Below are 16,730 nucleotides of genomic sequence, written 5' to 3'. Positions count from 1 at the left end.
TCGACACACTGTGTTCGCACTCTGACCAGCGATGGTGCGCCCAAAGGCCTGGCCGCCCGCCGTCGCACAACCTCCGCAGGACACGACGCGAACATGCTGGGCACGGCCCTGGACCGGGTGTGATGATGCTCCCTATGCAGACCTGGCCCGGCCGTCCGTACCCCCTGGGGGCCACCTTCGACGGCACCGGAACCAACTTCGCCCTCTACTCGGGGGTCGCCGAACGGGTGGAGCTCTGCCTCGTGTCCGACGACGGCAGCGAGAAGCGCGTGGACGTGAGCGAGGTCGACGCGCATGTCTGGCACGTGTACCTGCCCGGCGTCGGCCCCGGGACGCGCTACGGCTACCGCGTGCACGGTCCGTACGACCCGGCCCGCGGCCACCGCTGCAACCCCGCCAAGCTCCTGCTGGACCCGTACGCCAAGGCGATGGACGGTGACGTCGACGGTGACGTGTCGCTGTTCTCCTACCCGTTCGACCGGCCCGCCGACGCGACGGCCCGCGGCGCCTCGCCGACGACGACGGACTCCGCCGGGCACACCATGACCTCGGTGGTGGTCAACCCGTTCTTCGACTGGGGCCACGACCGCCCGCCGGCCACGGACTACCACGACAGCGTCATCTACGAGGCACACGTGCGCGGCATGACGATGCGCCACCCGGATGTCCCGCCCGAGCTCCGCGGCACCTACGCCGCCCTGGCACAGCCCGCCGTGCTCGACCACCTCACGAGCCTCGGCGTGACCGCCGTCGAGCTCATGCCGGTGCACCAGTTCGTCACCGACCCGTCGCTGCGTGCGAAGGGCCTGAAGAACTACTGGGGCTACAACACGATGGGGTACTTCGCCCCGCACAACGGCTACGCGGGCTACGGCACCCGGGGCCAGCAGGTCATGGAGTTCAAGGCCATGGTCAAGGCGCTGCACGAGGCCGGCATCGAGGTGCTGCTCGACGTCGTCTACAACCACACCGCCGAGGGCAACCACCTCGGGCCCACCCTGGGCTTCCGCGGCATCGACAACGCCGCCTACTACCGGCTCGTCGACGACGACAAGGCCCACTACTTCGACACCACGGGCACCGGGAACTCCCTGCTCATGCACTCGTCGACGGTGCTCCAGCTCATCATGGACTCGCTGCGGTACTGGGTCGAGGAGATGCACGTGGACGGCTTCCGGTTCGACCTGGCGGCCACGCTCGCCCGGCAGTTCCACGAGGTGGACCGCCTGTCGGCGTTCTTCGACATCGTCCACCAGGACCCCGTGGTCTCCCAGGTCAAGCTCATCGCCGAACCCTGGGACCTGGGCGCCGGCGGCTACCAGGTGGGCGGATTCCCGCCGCTGTGGACCGAGTGGAACGGCCGGTACCGCGACACGGTGCGCGACTTCTGGCGTGGGGAGCCGGCCACCCTGCCGGAGCTCGCCAGCCGCCTCACCGGCAGCAGTGACCTGTACGAGCACACCGGCAGGCGCCCCGTGGCCTCGATCAACTTCGTCACCGCCCACGACGGGTTCACGCTCAACGACCTGGTCTCCTACAACACCAAGCACAACGCGGCGAACGGCGAGGCGGGTGCCGACGGCGAGAGTCACAACCGCTCGTGGAACTGCGGCGTCGAGGGCCCCACCGACGACCCCGGGGTCAACCGCCTCCGCGCCCGCCAGCGCCGCAACTTCCTCGTCACGCTGCTTCTGAGCCAGGGCGTGCCGATGCTGTCCCACGGCGACGAGATCGGCCGCACCCAGCAGGGCAACAACAACACGTACTGCCAGGACAACGAGCTCACCTGGATGGACTGGGAGGACCCGGACAAGGACCTCCTCGACTTCGCCCGGTACACCGTCCGCCTCCGGCGCGACCACCCGGTGCTGCGCCGACGACGCTTCTTCGAGGGCACGCGCACCGGCGACCTGGCGGACATCGAGTGGCTCGACCTGACGGGCGACCGGATGGACGACACGAACTGGGCCACGTCCTACGCCCGTACCGTCACCGTCTTCCTCAACGGTGACGCGATCACCGAGACCGACGGTCGCGGCGAGCCCATCGTGGACGACTCGTTCCTCCTGCTGCTCAACGCCCATTCCGAGCGTCTGGACTTCACGCTGCCGCCCGAGGGCTACGGGACGGAATGGACGGTGGTGCTCGACACCGACGACAACGCCGCCCCCGGGACCGCGCTCGACGCGGGCGCCACGCTCCCCGTGACCGGACGCAGCGTGGTGGTCCTGACCCGCCCGTCCGGCGCCGTCCCTGCCCCGCGGCAAGCCGTCGGAACCGCGCCGGCTCGCCCTTCCGACGGGGCCGACTAGGCTTGCCGCCGTGACCGGCCCGAGCCCCGACCCGTCCTTCGGGTCCCCTCCCCCGCCCGGCACCGCCCCCGAGTCGTCCGTCCCCGGCCGTCGCCCCGTGGTGTGGGCGCCGCGCGCCCGCGTCGTCGAGGTCCTCCTGCCGTACGACCCGGACGAGGAGCCGGAGCACCTGCCCCTCCGCCTGGTCGGCGCCGACCACCCGGGAAGCTGGGGGGCCGACGTCGACCTGCCGCACGGCACCGAGTACGGCTTCTCCGTCGACGGCGGCCCCCTCCTGCCCGACCCGCGCTCCGTGTGGCTCCCCCACGGCATCCACGGGCCCACCCGCGTGTTCGACCCGACGACGTTCACCTGGTCCGACGGCACCTGGTCGCCCCCGGACCTCACGGCCGGAGTCCTGCTCCACGTCGATGTCGCCTCCTTCACGCCGGGCGGCACGTTCGACGACGTCGTACGCCACCTGCCCGAGATCGCCGACCTCGGCGTCGACGGCATCGAGATCGCACCCGTGGCGGCCTACGACCCCGACGAGGGCCCGGCCGGCGGCGTCCGACTCCATTCGGTCGCCCAGGACCTCGGCGGCCCGGCGGGCCTGCAACACCTGGTCGACGCCGCGCACGCCGCCCGGCTCGCCGTCGTCCTCAACGTGCCCTACCGGTGGGCCGTCACCGACGAGCTCGGCCTCGACGCGTTCGGCCCCTACTCGACCGGCCACCAGCCCGCCCGCCCCCGCACCCGGGTCGACGACCAGATCGCCGCCACCCGCGCCGCCCAGGCCATGCGGCCGCGCACGGGCCAGATCCCCCTCGCTCGCCCCCGCACCGGACCGATCAACCTGAGCGCCGCCCTCGGCGCCGCGCGCCTGCGCCGCCCCGGCCGCCAGCCGGCCCGCATCGGCTCCGGCCCGACGATGCGCACCGACGCCGCCCTCACCCGCATCAACCTCGACGGCAGCGGCAGCCTCGGCCCCCGTGGCTTCCTCATCGACAACGCCCGGCACTGGCTGCACACGTTCCACCTCGACGGGATCGTGCTCGACACCCCGGCGCTCGCCGACCGCGCGCAGATCCCGTTCGTCCAGGAGCTCGCCGACTCCGTGGTCCACGAGGGCGAGCGCGCCCAGCGCCGGTACGCCCTCTACCTCGACGGACCCGGCCTCAGCGACCGGCTCACCAGCACCGTAGCCGGCCTCCTGCTGCAACCCGGGCGCCCCGAGCACATGGCCACCGTGCGCATGCTCGCGGAGACGCTCGCGCCGTCCGTGCGCCGGGCGGTCCGCCAGGGGCCGCGGCACAACCGGCTCAGCATGCGGCGTGCCGGCGCCGCCGTGGTCGAGGACATCACCCGGATGCCCGGCGCTGCCCTCGCCGTTCCCTGGGCCGACGAGGAGAGTCCTGCCCGCGCCCTGCTCGACGCGGACGACGTCGACGTGCGCGCCAGCATGATGGCCTTCGCCGCGCTGGCCGGGACGCCGCTCGTGCTGGACACCGAGCACCTGCCGGTCGCCCCCCGCACGGCCGAGGAGCGGCGCCTGGCCAAGTGGGGCCGCGTCCTGCTGCGCGTGCGCCGCGCCATCGTCACCGAACTCGAACTGCCGCTCGACATCCGCACGTCCACGGACTCGACCGTGCTCGCCGTGGTGCGGGGGCGCGGCGCCCTCGTGCTGAACACGTCAGGGGCGCTGGCCGCGCTCCGGATCTCCACGCTGCTGCGCCCGGGCGAGGGCATCATCGGCGCGCCGGCGCCCGAGGACTTCCGCCTCCAGGCGGCCTGGGAACCGGGCGCCACGCGGCTCGTGGGCGACACGCTGACGGTCCCGCCCCGCATGGTCGCGGTCCTCCGGGCGGACTGACGCCTCAACCTCCGGCGGGGGTCAGGGCGCCGCGGCCCTCCTCGGCCAGCGCGCCGAGACGGGACAGCGCCCGGTAGTACTTCTTGCGGTAACCGCCGGCCAGCATCTCCGGCGTGAACAGGCCGTGCTCGCCGGAGCCGCCCAGGAGCACCGGGACATCACGGTCGTAGAGCCGGTCCACGAGCACGACCAGGCGCAACGCCACGTCCTGCCGCGTCACGGGCCGCACGCCCGTCAGCGCCACGAGCCGCACGCCGTCCAGCAGCGCGCCGTACCGGGACGGGTGGACCGTAGCGAGATGCGCCAGCAGGTCGTCGAAGGCGTCGAGCGTGGCTCCCTCGCGGGCCGCCGCGGCCGTGGCGACCTCGGAGTCCGGGAGCGGCCGCGCGTCGGTGACCGTGGTCCGGTGCCGGTAGTCCTCGCCGTCGACCCGCAGCACCTCGAACCGTGCCGCGAGTGCCTGGATCTCGCGGAGGAAGTCCTCGGCGGCGAAACGGCCCTCGCCGAGGGCGTCCGGCAGCGTGTTGGAGGTGGCCGCGAGCGCCACGCCGCGGTCGGCGAGCTCACGCAGGAGGCGGGACATCAGGGTGGTGTCGCCGGCGTCGTCGAGCTCGAACTCGTCGATGCACACGAGGCGGCGGGCGGCGAGGGCCTCGACGGTGGGGAGGAAGCCGAGCGCCCCGACGAGGTTCGTGTACTCGACGAACGTGCCGTAGGTGACGGCGCCCTCGCCGAGCTCGGCCGTCACCGCGTGGGCGAGGGAGGTCAGGAGGTGGGTCTTGCCGACACCGAAGCCGCCGTCGAGGTAGACGGCGGGGGCGGAGGCCTTCTTGCGGAAGACGGCGAAGGGCTTGGGGCGGGCGCCGGCGACCGCCTGCCCGGCGAGTTCCTCGAGCCGGGCGAGGGCGCGGGCCTGGCTGGGATGACCGGGGTTGGCGCGGTAGGTGGAGAACCGGGCCGAGGCGAAGTGGGGCGGTGGCGCCATGTCGTCGACGAGCCGGTCCGCCGGGACCTCGGGCCGTACCGCCGTCAGGGAACGGGTGGTGCCGGGGGCGCCGTGGTCGGTGACTGTCACGTCCATCGAGATTACCGGCCTTGACGCCACCCTCCCCTGCCCGGAGACCAACCTCACAGCCGGCGGTGGTGCGCTGGGTGCGGTGGTGCGGTGGTGCGGTCGGTCCGGTGTCCGTGCGGTCGGCCGCCCGAGAGACCGGCTCCGAGGCCGGAGGACCGACCGCGACGGTTCAGACGTGGACGACGGCGGGGGTGGTCGGGGTGGTCAGGGTGGAGAGCACGGCCGCCGTGACGGTGGATGGAGCGACCGTTCGGTCCGGGGTGACGTTGCGGTCGTCGCCGGCGACGGCGTGGTCGATGACCAGTTCGTGGAAGCGGACGCGACGCCGCGGCCCGGCATCCGTTCGCGCCGGGCCAGGCGCATCGCCGGGCCGGGTCTCACGCGGCCGGGCCTCACCCGGCCAGGCCTCACCCGGTCCGGTGCCGGCGCGCACCCCTTCCTCCAGGTTGAGGACCCGGACCAGCATGGCCAGCCCGGCGCCGGTGACGTTGACCGCTCCCGAGCCCGCCATGGGTTCGTCGCGGGCGGCGCCGTTGAGGACGACGTAGGCGGGATGCGGGCCGGCGGAGTCGCGCAGGACCGGGACGAGGGCGCGGACGGCGGCGAGATGGGCGGTCAGGTGGCTGTCGAGCGTGTCGCGCCAGCCGTCGAGATCAGGTTCGTCGAGCAGGCGGGCGCCGAGCTGCCAGCCGCCGATCGAGGCGATCACACCGCCCGGGAGGGGAAGTCCGTCACGGGAGCAGGCCTCGCGGACGGCATCGCCCAGGCCGTCCGGGCCCGTGGAGGTCACGGGCCGGACCCTTCCCGGCCACGATCCGCCGTCGGGCGCGGAGTCCGGGAGGGGCCGACGCGACGCGGCGAGCACCGTGCGGCCGCTCCGTGCCAGTCCGGCGGTCAGCCGGCTGCCGACGTAGCCGCCGGCACCGACCACCACCACGGGGGACGACGTCGGCTCCGTCACGTCGCCTGACGCCCTCCCTGCCGCGCTCCCGGGCGCGCTCTTCGACGTCGTCCCGGTCGTCATGGCTCCGACGCTACCGGTCGTGGGCCGGTCAGGGGATGGACACGACCTGGCACGCTTCGCGCGCGGAACTAGGCTGGCTGCGACTGATCCGTCCGCACGACAGGAGCGCAACATTGTCAGCACGAGCACAGATCGGCGTCACCGGCCTGGCGGTCATGGGCCGCAATCTGGCCCGGAACTTCGCCCGGAACGGGTTCACGGTGGCGGTGCACAACCGTTCCTACGCTCGCACCGAGTCCCTGGTGGCGGAGCACGGCGACGAGGGTGACTTCGTCCCGTCGGAGTCGGTGGCGGACTTCGTCGCGTCGCTGGAGCGGCCGCGCAAGGTGGTCGTCATGGTCAAGGCCGGCGGCCCGACGGACGCGGTGATCGACGAGCTGGTGCCTCTCCTGGAGGAGGGCGACATCGTGGTCGACGCCGGGAACGCGCACTTCCCCGACACGATCCGCCGGGAGAAGGCGCTGGCCGCGAAGGGCCTGCACTTCGTGGGCACCGGGGTGTCGGGCGGTGAGGAGGGCGCGCTGAACGGGCCCTCGATCATGCCGGGCGGCACCGCCGAGTCGTACGAGTCGCTGGGGCCGATCCTGGAGAAGATCTCCGCCCACGTGGACGGCGTCCCCTGCTGCACGCACGTCGGCCCCGACGGCGCGGGCCACTTCGTCAAGATGGTGCACAACGGCATCGAGTACGCCGACATGCAGCTCATCGCCGAGGCGTACGACCTGCTGCGGCAGGGCCTGGGCGCGTCCGCGGCCGAGATCGGCGACATCTTCGCCGAGTGGAACACGGGCGACCTCGAGTCGTTCCTGGTGGAGATCACCGCGGAGGTGCTGCGCCACGAGGACGCGAGCACGGGCAAGGCGTTCGTCGACATCGTGCTCGACCAGGCCGAGCAGAAGGGCACCGGCCGCTGGACCGTGCAGAACGGGCTCGACCTCGGGGTGCCGATCACCGGCATCGCCGAGGCCACGTTCGCCCGTTCGCTGTCCGGGTCGGTGCCGCAGCGTGAGGCCGCCGCGAACCTGCCCGCGCACACGGCCGGCTGGGAGGTGAAGGACCGCGACGCCTTCGTCGAGGACGTGCGCCAGGCGCTGTACGCGTCGAAGGTGGTCGCCTACTCGCAGGGCTTCGACCAGATCGCGGCCGCGTCGGCCGAGTACGGCTGGGACGTGGACCGGGGCGCCATGGCCCGGATCTGGCGCGGCGGCTGCATCATCCGCGCCGGGTTCCTCAACCGGATCACCGAGGCGTACGAGCGCGACGAGAACCTGCCGCTGCTCATCGCCGACGAGTACTTCGCCGACGCCGTCAGCGCCGGGCTGGCGTCCTGGCGCCGCGTCGTGGCCGGTGCCGCGCAGGCCGGTATCCCCACTCCGGCGTTCTCCTCGTCCCTGGCCTACTACGATGCGGTGCGCGCGCCGCGTCTTCCCGCAGCCCTCGTCCAGGCGCAGCGGGACTTCTTCGGTGCGCACACGTACCGTCGCACGGACCGCGACGGCACGTTCCACACCGACTGGTCAGGTGACCGCACGGAGGCTGAGGCGTGAGGGGATTCCCCAAGGATCTGGACGAGGCGGGCGGCGCGGGGTCGCCGGCCGCCTCGATCAACGGCGACAACACGGTCGCGGTGGGGGTCGGCGGCGACGTCGGCACCTATGCCCTGATCCGGGCGTTCCATGAGCAGTACGGGATCACGGGTGTCGTCCTGTCGTCGGTCGGGACCCGGCCGATGCAGGACTCGGCGATCGTCGAGAACGTCGTCGTGCCGAACCTGGACGACACCGAGACGTTCCTGTCGTCGCTGGAGGAGATCGCACGGCGGCACGCGGGCAGGCGGCCGATCCTGCTGACGAACGCCGACTGGTTCGTGCGCGAGGTCATCGTGCACCGGGAGCGGCTCGAGGCGGCCGGGTTCGTGACGCCGTACCCGAGCCTGGAGGTGCTGGAGCAGGTCTCCAGCAAGGAGGGGTTCGCGCAGGTGTGCGACCGGCTCGGCATCCCGACGCCGCGCACCGTCGTGGCGGACATCCCCAAGCTCGTCGCCGGCGGCGGGCGCGCGGCCGTGGCGGAGCTGGAGCTGGACCTGCAGTTCCCGCTCATCGGCAAGCCGTCCAACAGCGCCGACTGGCACTACGTGTCGTTCCCGGGCAAGGCGAAGATCCACCACCTGAACAGCCGCGCGGAGCTCGACGAGGTGCTGGGCCACCTGGTCGACGCCGGCTACCCGAGCGCGTTCCTGGTGCAGGAGTTCATCCCGGGCGACGAGACGCAGATGCGGTCGCTGACGGCGTACCGCGACTCGTCGGGCACGGTGACGCTGCTGGCCACGGGCCGGGTGCTGCTGGAGGAGCACACGCCGGGCACGCTCGGCATCCCCGCCGCGATCCTGGTGGAGGCGTACGACGACGCCATGGAGGCGGCGACCCGGTTCCTCGACGCGACCGGCTACGTGGGTTTCGCGAACTTCGACTACAAGCTGGACCCGCGCACGGGCCGGCACGTGTATTTCGAGGTCAACCCGCGCATCGGGCGGAACAACTTCTACGTGACCGCCGGCGGGGCGAACGTGGCCCGCGTGCTCGTGGAGGACCAGATGCTCGGCCGGCCGATCCAGCCGCTGCGCGCCACCAGCGAGGTGCTGTACACGGTGGTGCCGTTCGGGCTGCTGCTGAAGTACGTCCTCGACCCGGAGCTCAAGTCGCGTCTCAAGCGCCTGAAGTCCGAGGGCAAGGTGGTGAACCCGCTGAAGTACGACCGGGACACCGGCATGAAGCGCCGCCTGATCGTCGAGGCGATCACGCAGAACTACCGGCGCAAGTACGCCCAGTACTACCCGGAGCCCACCAGCACGGGGTACTGAGCGACGACGGTCGCGACGGCGGGCCCATCGTGGTCCGTGCCGTACGGGAGTCTCCCGAGCGGCACGGAACGTGATGGGTCCGCCGTTTTCCGTGCCCTCACGCGCCGGACAATCACCTGCCGCCACCCGGCCGGCCCGGAAGACGTCGTGGAGGCCGCGCGTGCAGCCACCTCTCCCGTCATAACGATTCGGCTTCGACTCATGGGCTTTTATCCGGACAAGGCAAGAAATGGCGTGAAGAATCTGTGCAAGACATCAGACTGTGGGGTGCTGGGCGGTGCCCGAATCCGCCCTTGACTACAGAGAGGTCTCACATGTCGTTCATGGAATCGATCCGCACCGTGCTGTCCAAGTATGCGGACTTCAACGGGCGTGCCCGCCGCTCGGAGTACTGGTGGTACATGCTGGCGTACATGGTCGTTGTGCTCGTCCTCGAGGCGATCTTCATCTTCCCGGCGCTCGGCCAGATGACCGCGGCACAGACGGAGAACCCCGGCGCGGTGGCGGAGATGCCGCCCATGATGGTCGTCGGGTACGTGCTCATCCTGATCGTCGCGCTGGGCCTGCTCCTACCGAGCCTTGCCGTCACGATTCGCCGTCTGCACGACAGCGACAAGTCCGGGTTCTTCTTCCTCCTGGGCTTCATCCCGTTCGTCGGTGGGATCATCGTGTTCGTGTTCACGCTGCTGCCCGGCACCCCCGGCCCCAACCGCTTCGGCCCCGACCCGAAGGCCGCCGAGGTCCCGGCCCAGGCCTGACTGCACGGCACGCCGGGGGCCCGGGCCTCGCCCGGCCCCCGGCCGACGGCGGGGCACGGGGTCACGATCCGGGCACGGAGGACCTCCCGTGTCCGCGTGCCTGCCGGGGCCCGGCGCGCGCGGCGCGTAACGTGCTGTGGGTGAGCAACGACGTGCCGGCCGGCTTCGCGGACGCCCTCGCCGATCTGCGAGGCCAGGGCGCACGGCCCGGGGTGCACGTCGAGGAGATCGCGGCGCCCGTGCGCGTCGCCCCGTACAGCGTCGCACTGTCCGGCGAGGTCGCCGACGACGCGGCCGGGGCCGACGACGACCCGGTGGCCACCGGCAGGTTCGTCGTCCTGCACGATCCCGCGGGTCAGGAGTCCTGGCAGGGCACCTTCCGGGTCGTCACGCTGGTGCGCGCCACCCTCGAACCCGAGATGGCCACCGACCCCCTGCTGGCCGACGTCGCCTGGTCCTGGATCCCCGAGTGCCTGCACCTCGCCGGGCTGCGGCCCGGCACCGACACGCTCGCCGAGGGCGGGACGGTGACCCGCGTCCTGTCACAGAGCTTCGGCGCCCTGGCGAGCACGCCCGACGCCGTCGACCTCGAACTGCGCGCCTCGTGGACGCCCGCCGACACGCGCCTCGGCGCCCACCTGCAGGCGTGGACGGCGCTCCTGTCGACCGCCGCCGGGGTTCCTCCACTGCCGCCCGGGGTCACCCCGCTCACCAGGCGTTTTACCGACCGTACCCAGCGCCCGCATACGGTGGGTCCATGAACGAACCCCCTGCGCCCAGCGCCGACGACGGCGCGGCGGTCACGCCGCTGACGGAGCCGGCCGGGGGCCTGCCTCCCGTGACCACCCGGCCGGAGGAGCTCGAGAAGGTCGTCGACGCGTTCGCCCGTGGTACCGGGCCCGTCGCCGCCGACGCGGAGCGCGCCTCCGGCTACCGCTACGGTCAGGCCACCTACCTGGTGCAGCTCAAACGTGCCGGAGCCGGGATCGCCCTGATCGACCCCGTGGCGCTCCCCGACCTCTCGCCCCTCGCCGACGCCGTCGGCGACGCCGAGTACGTGCTGCACGCCGCGTCCCAGGACCTGCCCGGCCTGAGCGAGCACGGCCTCGCCCCCACCCGCGTCTTCGACACGGAGCTCGCGGCGCGACTGCTGGGCTTCGAACGCGTCGGCCTGGCCGCCGTCGTCGCCGAGACGCTGGGGCTCGGCCTGGCCAAGGAGCACTCCGCCGTGGACTGGTCCACCCGTCCCCTGCCCGAGGACTGGCTCCGCTACGCGGCTCTCGACGTCGAGGTCCTGGTGGAGGTCCGCGACACCCTCGCGAACCTCCTCGAGGCGGCGGGCAAGGCCGAGTGGGCCGCCCAGGAGTTCGAGGCCGTGCGCACCGCGCCGCCTCCTCCCCCGCGCGTCGACCCGTGGCGCCGCACCTCGGGGATGCACGTGCTGCGCAACCCGCGCCAGGTCGCCGTCGTCCGGGCGCTGTGGGAGGCGCGCGACGCGACGGCCCGCGCGCGCGACATCTCACCCGGCCGCGTCCTGCCGGACCGGGCGATCGTCGCGGCGGCGCGCGCCATGCCCCGCACGGCCGGGCAGCTCGTCGGGCTGCCCGAGTTCGCGGGCAAGGGCACCCGACGCCGTGCCGGGTACTGGCAGCGGGCCATCGACGAGGCTCGCGGCCTGCCGGAGAACCGGCTTCCCTCGGTACGCGGGCCCCGCACCGAGGGCCCGCCCGCGCCGCGGCTGTGGGGCGACCGCGACCCGGTCGCGGCCCGCCGGCTCAAGGGCGCGCGTGAACTCCTCGCCGGGTTCTCCGAGCGGCTCTCCGTGCCGGTGGAGAACCTGCTCCAGCCGGACGCGCTGCGCCGCCTGTGCTGGAAGCCGCCGGAGCCGGCCGACGCCGACGGGGTCGCGGAGTTCCTGCGGGGGCGGCGGGCGCGGGAATGGCAGGTCGACCTGCTCGCGGCTCCCCTCGCCGAGACACTCACCGGAATTCGCTGACCGCACTCTTCGTGATGTCCGTCCCTCTCGATAGAGTCTGACCATGCCAGCCTCCGCGACTCCCTCGCCTGCCACGTCAGCCGCCGCCCCCGTCTCCGTCGAGGTCGTCACCGACCGAGCCGCCTGGGACCGCGAGGTCAACGGGCTCGGGGGGCACCCGCTGCAGCTGTGGGGCTGGGGTGAGGTGAAGTCGGCCGGGGCGTGGACGGCGCATCGCCTGCGGATCATGGCGGGCGACCACACGGCCGGCCTGGCGCAGCTCCTGGAGCGGCCTCTGCCCGCGCAGTTCAAGGCGCTCACGTACGTGCCGCGCGGGCCGGTCGTGGCGCACCTGGACGGGGCCAACACCATGCGGGCGGTCTTCGGCGTCGGTGATTCGGCCACGCGCAACGCCGTCACCAACGCCGTCACCGACTGGGCGCGGGAGAACGTGGGAGGCGTCGGCATCACCCTCGAGCCGGACTGGCCCGTCGGCACCCGGGCGGACCTGCCGAACCGGCGCTACGCGCCCAACCCGGTGCTGTACCCCTCCACGCTGATCCTCGACCTGCGCAAGAGCGAGGACGAGCTCATGGCCGCCATGTCGAAGAAGACGCGGCAGTACATCCGCAAGTCGCTCCGCGAGGACCTGGAGTTCCGCGAGGTCACCTCGGCCAAGGAGATCGACGCGTGCCTCAAGATCTACCACCAGACGGCCGAGCGCGCCGGGTTCGGCCTGCACTCGGACAGCTACTACCACCTGGTGAAGACCGCGCTCGGCAGCGCCTCGCCGATCTTCGCGGCCTTCGCCCGCTCGTCGGAGGGCGGCCCGCACGACCGTCCCGTGTCGTTCGTGTGGTTCGCGGCGTCGAACACGACGTCGTTCGAGCTGTACGGCGGCATGAACGACGACGGCATGGACCTGCGGGCCAACTACGGCCTGAAGTGGCACGCCATCTGCGCCATGAAGGAGCGCGGCGTGATCCGCTACGACGTCAACGGCCTGCTGAACGACGGCATCTCGAACTTCAAACGCGGCTTCGCCAAGCACGAGGACGAGCTCGTCGGGAGCATCGACGTGCCCTTCTCGCGCTGGTACAGCACGTGGAACAACGCGCTGCCGACCGCCAAGAAGGTGGTCCGCAAGCTCCGCGGCGGGCACTGAACTCTGCTTTCCCGAGCCGCCGGGCTCAGCCGTCCTCGGCTCGTACCTCGCCTGCGGGCGGCTTCGCTACGCTCCGCATCCGGCGGCCGGGGGCCGGTCGGGCCGGGCAGGAGACGGGATCGACAGAGGCTGAGACTCCATCTCACAAGATGGTGGACTCGGTCTCGTCAGGGCTAGGTTTTTTACCGATACTCGGGGTAGCGTGTATTGCGAGCACCGAGCGGCGTCGCTGAGGGACGCCGCCGTCCGACCAAGGAGCTGCCCATGACGGCCACATCCGCGCCCACGCGCCGGACCGTACGCGACGTCGTCTTCGTCGACGGCGTCCGGACCCCGTTCGGCAAGGCGAAGCCTGACGGCCTGTTCGCCGAGACCCGCGCCGACGACCTGGTCGTCAAGCTGATCCGCGAACTGCTGCGCCGCCACCCCGAGCTGCCCGCCGAGCGCATCGGTGAGGTCGCGATCGCGGCCACCACCCAGGAGGGCGACCAGGGCCTGACCCTCGGCCGCACGGCCGGCGTCCTGGCCGGGCTGCCCAACACGGTGCCCGGCTACGCCATCGACCGCATGTGTGCGGGCGCCATGACGGCCGTCACCACCACGGCCGGTTCCATCGCCATGGGCGCGGCCGACATCACCCTCGCGGGCGGCGTCGAGCACATGGGCCGCCACCCGATGGGCTTCAGCGCGGACGTCAACCCGCGCTTCGTCGCCGAGAAGCTGGTGGACCCGCAGGCGCTGAACATGGGTGTCACTGCCGAGAACCTGCACGACACGTTCCCGCGGCTCACCAAGGAGCGCGCCGACGCGTTCGCAGTGAACTCCCAGGCCAAGTACGCCAAGGCGCTGGCCAACGGGAACATCGAGCCGGATCTCGTACCGATCGCCGTCCGCTCCACGGAGCTGGGCTGGGGCCTGGCCACCGCCGACGAGCTGCCCCGCCCCGAGACCACCATGGAGGGCATCGCCGATCTCAAGACGCCGTTCCGCCTCGGTGGCCGCGTCACCCCGGCGACGTCGTCCCCGCTGACCGACGGCGCCACCGCGTCGGTTCTCGCGGCCGGCGACACCGCCGCCGAGCTCGGCCTCCCGGTCCGGATGCGCATGGTGTCCTACGCGTTCGCGGGCGTGGCCCCGGAGATCATGGGCTACGGCCCGGTCCCCGCCACGGACAAGGCACTCGCGAGCGCCGGTCTGGGCATCGACGACATCGGCCTGTTCGAGATCAACGAGGCCTTCGCCGTGCAGGTGCTCTCGTTCCTGGACCACTACGGCATCGCCGACGACGACCCGCGCGTCAACCCGTACGGCGGCGCCATCGCGATGGGCCACCCGCTGGCGTCGTCGGGCGTGCGCCTCATGACACAGCTCGCCCGCCACTTCGAGCAGCACCCCGAGGTGCGCTACGGCATCACCACGATGTGCGTGGGTCTGGGCCAGGGCGGCACCGTCATCTGGGAGAACCCGCACCACGCCGACTACTCCGGCCACACCAGCAGCGAGGAGAACGACAAGTGACCGCAACCGAGAACGCCCCCGCCGAGCGCGTCACCCACGCCCTCGTCCGCGACGTCGTCCTCCCCGGCGGTGCCGGCACCCTCGCCCTCGTCACGCTCGACAACGGCTTCGACCACACCAAGCCGAACACCCTCGGCCCGCAGGGCATGGCCGAGCTCACCGCCGCGCTGGAGGGACTGCGCGAGCGTGCCGCGGCCGGCGAGCTCGCCGCGGTCGCCGTCACGGGCAAGCCGTACTTCCTCGCCGCCGGCGCGGACCTCAAGGGCGCCCAGGCCATCTCCAGCCGCGAGGACGCGCTCGAGCTCGGCCGCGCCGGGCACCGGGCCTACTCGATCCTCGGCGACCTGCGCGAGCAGCACGGTGTCCCCACCTTCGCGTTCGTCAACGGCCTGGCACTCGGCGGCGGCCTCGAGGTCGCGCTGAACTGCGACTACCGCACCGTCGCGTCCGACGCGCCCGGCCTCGGGCTGCCCGAGGTCTCCATCGGCCTCGTGCCGGGGTGGGGCGGCGCCTACCTCGTGCCACGCCTGGTCGGCATCGAGAAGGCGATCGACGTCATCTTCACGCGGCCGGCGGCGCAGAAGCCGTTCAAGCCCGCTGAGGCACTGGAGATCGGTCTCGTCGACGCGCAGTTCGACGCCGCCGACTTCCTGGAGCAGTCGATCCTGTGGGCCACGAAGGTGCTCCGCGGCGAGGTCGAGGTCGCTCGCCGCGAGCTGGACCCGCAGCCCGTGTGGGACGCCGTCACCTCGGGAGTGCGACAGCACCTGAAGGCGACGATCGGCGATTCCCGCCCCGCCCCGTACCGCGCGCTGGACCTCGTCACGGGAGCCCGCGACGCCACCCGGGCGGAGGCGTTCGCGGCGGAGGACGAGGCCCTCGCCGACCTCATCATGTCCAACGAGATGCGGGCGAGCGTGTACGCGTTCAACCTCGTCTCCGGCGGCAAGAAGCCCCACGGCGCGCCGGACCCGAAGCTCGCCCGCCCGGTGACCCGCGTCGGCATCGTCGGCGCCGGTCTCATGGCGGCGCAGATCGCGTTCCTGTTCGCCCAGCGGCTGCAGGTGCCGGTGGTCATGCGCGACCTCGACCAGGAGCGCGTGGACAAGGGCCTGGAGTTCGTGCGCGGCACGGCCGAGAAGCTGGTGAAGCGCGGCAAGCTCGCCGAGGGGGCCGCCAAGCGCATCGTCGCGTCGGTGTCCGGCACCACCGACATCCAGGAGTTCGCCTCGTGCGACTTCGTCATCGAGGCCGTCACCGAGGTGATGGGCCTGAAGAAGAAGGTGTTCGCCGAGCTCGAGGGCATCATCTCCCCCGAGGCGGTACTGGCCACCAACACGTCGGCCCTGTCGGTCACCGAGATGTCGGCCGACCTGGCCCACCCCGAGCGCGTGGTCGGCATCCACTTCTTCAACCCGGTCGCGCAGATGCCGCTGGTCGAGGTGATCCACGCCGAGAAGACCTCCGACGAGGCGCTGGCCACGGCGTTCGGCATCACCAAGAAGCTGCGCAAGACGGCCGTCCTGGCCGGCGACCGCCCCGGCTTCGTCGTGAACCGCCTCCTCATCCTCGTGATGGGCAAGGTGCTCGAGGCGATCGAGAACGGCACGCCGGTCGAGGTCGCGGACCGCGCGCTCGCGCCCCTGGGCTTCCCGATGCCGACGTTCGAGCTCACCGACCTGGTCGGCCCCGCCGTCGCGGACCACGTGCTCACCTCGCTGCGCGAGGACCTCGGGGACCGCATCCCGACGTCGCCGGGCCTGAAGAAGATCGTGGCCGAGGGCACGCGGATCGTGCTCGACGCCCCCGCCAAGGGCCTGCCCAAGCCGGTCGACCCCGCCGTGCAGGCCTCGTTCGGTGAGGCGCTCGAACCGGGCACGACGGGCCGCAACGGCACTCCGGTGCTCGACGGGCCGGGCGTCCTCGACGCCGTCCTCGCGGCGACCGCCACGGAGATCGGACTCATGCTCGACGAGCACGTGGTCGCCGGTCCGCAGCAGATCGACCTGTGCATGATTCTCGGCGCCGGCTGGGGCTTCCACACGGGCGGTATCACGCCGTACCTGGACCGCACGGGCTACAGCGAGAAGGTTCTGGGCCGGCGCTTCCTCCCGGACGGCGTGGCGAACGTCCCGGCCTGATGCCCTGACCGACCGCCCCTGACCGACCTGGCGTCGGTGGCGTCGGTGGC

12 protein-coding genes are annotated in these 16,730 nt (G+C 72.3%); 10 read left to right on the top strand and 2 right to left on the bottom strand.

The genetic code is table 11. The features are described from left to right. Positions 1–134: 134 nt before the first annotated feature. Together glgX and EDD34_RS08280 are read left to right on the top strand one after the other, a co-directional pair. Positions 135–2,312 (top strand): glycogen debranching protein GlgX, encoded by a 2,178-nt coding sequence (glgX, locus tag EDD34_RS08285; protein ID WP_123814146.1) that lies wholly within the window; start codon positions 135–137, stop codon positions 2,310–2,312. Between the two features lie 10 nt (positions 2,313–2,322). Continuing rightward, a complete protein-coding gene (locus EDD34_RS08280) occupies positions 2,323–4,164 on the top strand; it encodes a hypothetical protein (RefSeq protein ID WP_123814145.1) in 1,842 nt (613 codons plus the stop codon). A gap of 4 nt (positions 4,165–4,168) precedes the next feature. On the opposite strand, the gene zapE is transcribed toward EDD34_RS08280, so the two are convergent. Further along, entirely contained in the window at positions 4,169–5,245 is a 1,077-nt protein-coding gene (gene zapE, locus EDD34_RS08275; RefSeq protein ID WP_123814144.1) for a cell division protein ZapE, read from the bottom strand. A 163-nt stretch (positions 5,246–5,408) separates the two neighbouring features. Beyond that, positions 5,409–6,263, bottom strand: coding sequence for an SDR family oxidoreductase (locus EDD34_RS08270; protein WP_123814143.1), 855 nt, complete (start codon positions 6,261–6,263; stop codon positions 5,409–5,411). A 113-nt stretch (positions 6,264–6,376) separates the two neighbouring features. Here EDD34_RS08270 and gndA point away from each other — a divergent pair, with 113 nt between their 5' ends. From gndA to EDD34_RS08230, 8 genes are all read left to right on the top strand, one after another. After that, positions 6,377–7,810, top strand: a complete 1,434-nt coding sequence (gene gndA, locus EDD34_RS08265; RefSeq protein WP_281277752.1) for an NADP-dependent phosphogluconate dehydrogenase — start codon at positions 6,377–6,379, stop codon at positions 7,808–7,810. Next, positions 7,807–9,123, top strand: coding sequence for a carboxylate--amine ligase (locus EDD34_RS08260; protein ID WP_246012253.1), 1,317 nt, complete (start codon positions 7,807–7,809; stop codon positions 9,121–9,123). Before gndA ends, EDD34_RS08260 begins: the two co-directional genes overlap by 4 nt. A gap of 314 nt (positions 9,124–9,437) precedes the next feature. Beyond that, positions 9,438–9,881 (top strand): DUF805 domain-containing protein, encoded by a 444-nt coding sequence (locus EDD34_RS08255; RefSeq protein WP_123814141.1) that lies wholly within the window; start codon positions 9,438–9,440, stop codon positions 9,879–9,881. A 140-nt stretch (positions 9,882–10,021) separates the two neighbouring features. Beyond that, the gene (locus tag EDD34_RS08250; RefSeq protein WP_342774811.1) at positions 10,022–10,642 is read left to right on the top strand and encodes a DUF3000 domain-containing protein; all 621 of its coding nucleotides are present in this window, start codon (positions 10,022–10,024) and stop codon (positions 10,640–10,642) included. Continuing rightward, a complete protein-coding gene (locus EDD34_RS08245; protein WP_123814140.1) occupies positions 10,639–11,877 on the top strand; it encodes an HRDC domain-containing protein in 1,239 nt (412 codons plus the stop codon). The genes EDD34_RS08250 and EDD34_RS08245 overlap by 4 nt, the downstream gene beginning before the upstream one ends. 43 nt (positions 11,878–11,920) lie before the next feature. After that, the gene (locus tag EDD34_RS08240) at positions 11,921–13,021 is read left to right on the top strand and encodes a lipid II:glycine glycyltransferase FemX (RefSeq protein WP_123814139.1); all 1,101 of its coding nucleotides are present in this window, start codon (positions 11,921–11,923) and stop codon (positions 13,019–13,021) included. A gap of 264 nt (positions 13,022–13,285) precedes the next feature. Then, entirely contained in the window at positions 13,286–14,539 is a 1,254-nt protein-coding gene (locus EDD34_RS08235) for a thiolase family protein (RefSeq protein ID WP_123814138.1), read from the top strand. Further along, the gene (locus EDD34_RS08230) at positions 14,536–16,680 is read left to right on the top strand and encodes a 3-hydroxyacyl-CoA dehydrogenase NAD-binding domain-containing protein (protein WP_123814137.1); all 2,145 of its coding nucleotides are present in this window, start codon (positions 14,536–14,538) and stop codon (positions 16,678–16,680) included. The genes EDD34_RS08235 and EDD34_RS08230 overlap by 4 nt, the downstream gene beginning before the upstream one ends. Positions 16,681–16,730: the final 50 nt, after the last annotated feature.

This window comes from Myceligenerans xiligouense (genome assembly GCF_003814695.1).
GTDB classification, from domain to species: Bacteria; Actinomycetota; Actinomycetes; order Actinomycetales; family Cellulomonadaceae; genus Myceligenerans; species Myceligenerans xiligouense.
Note: the sequence above shows the minus strand (reverse complement) of the source record. Positions and strands in the feature narration are given on the sequence as shown.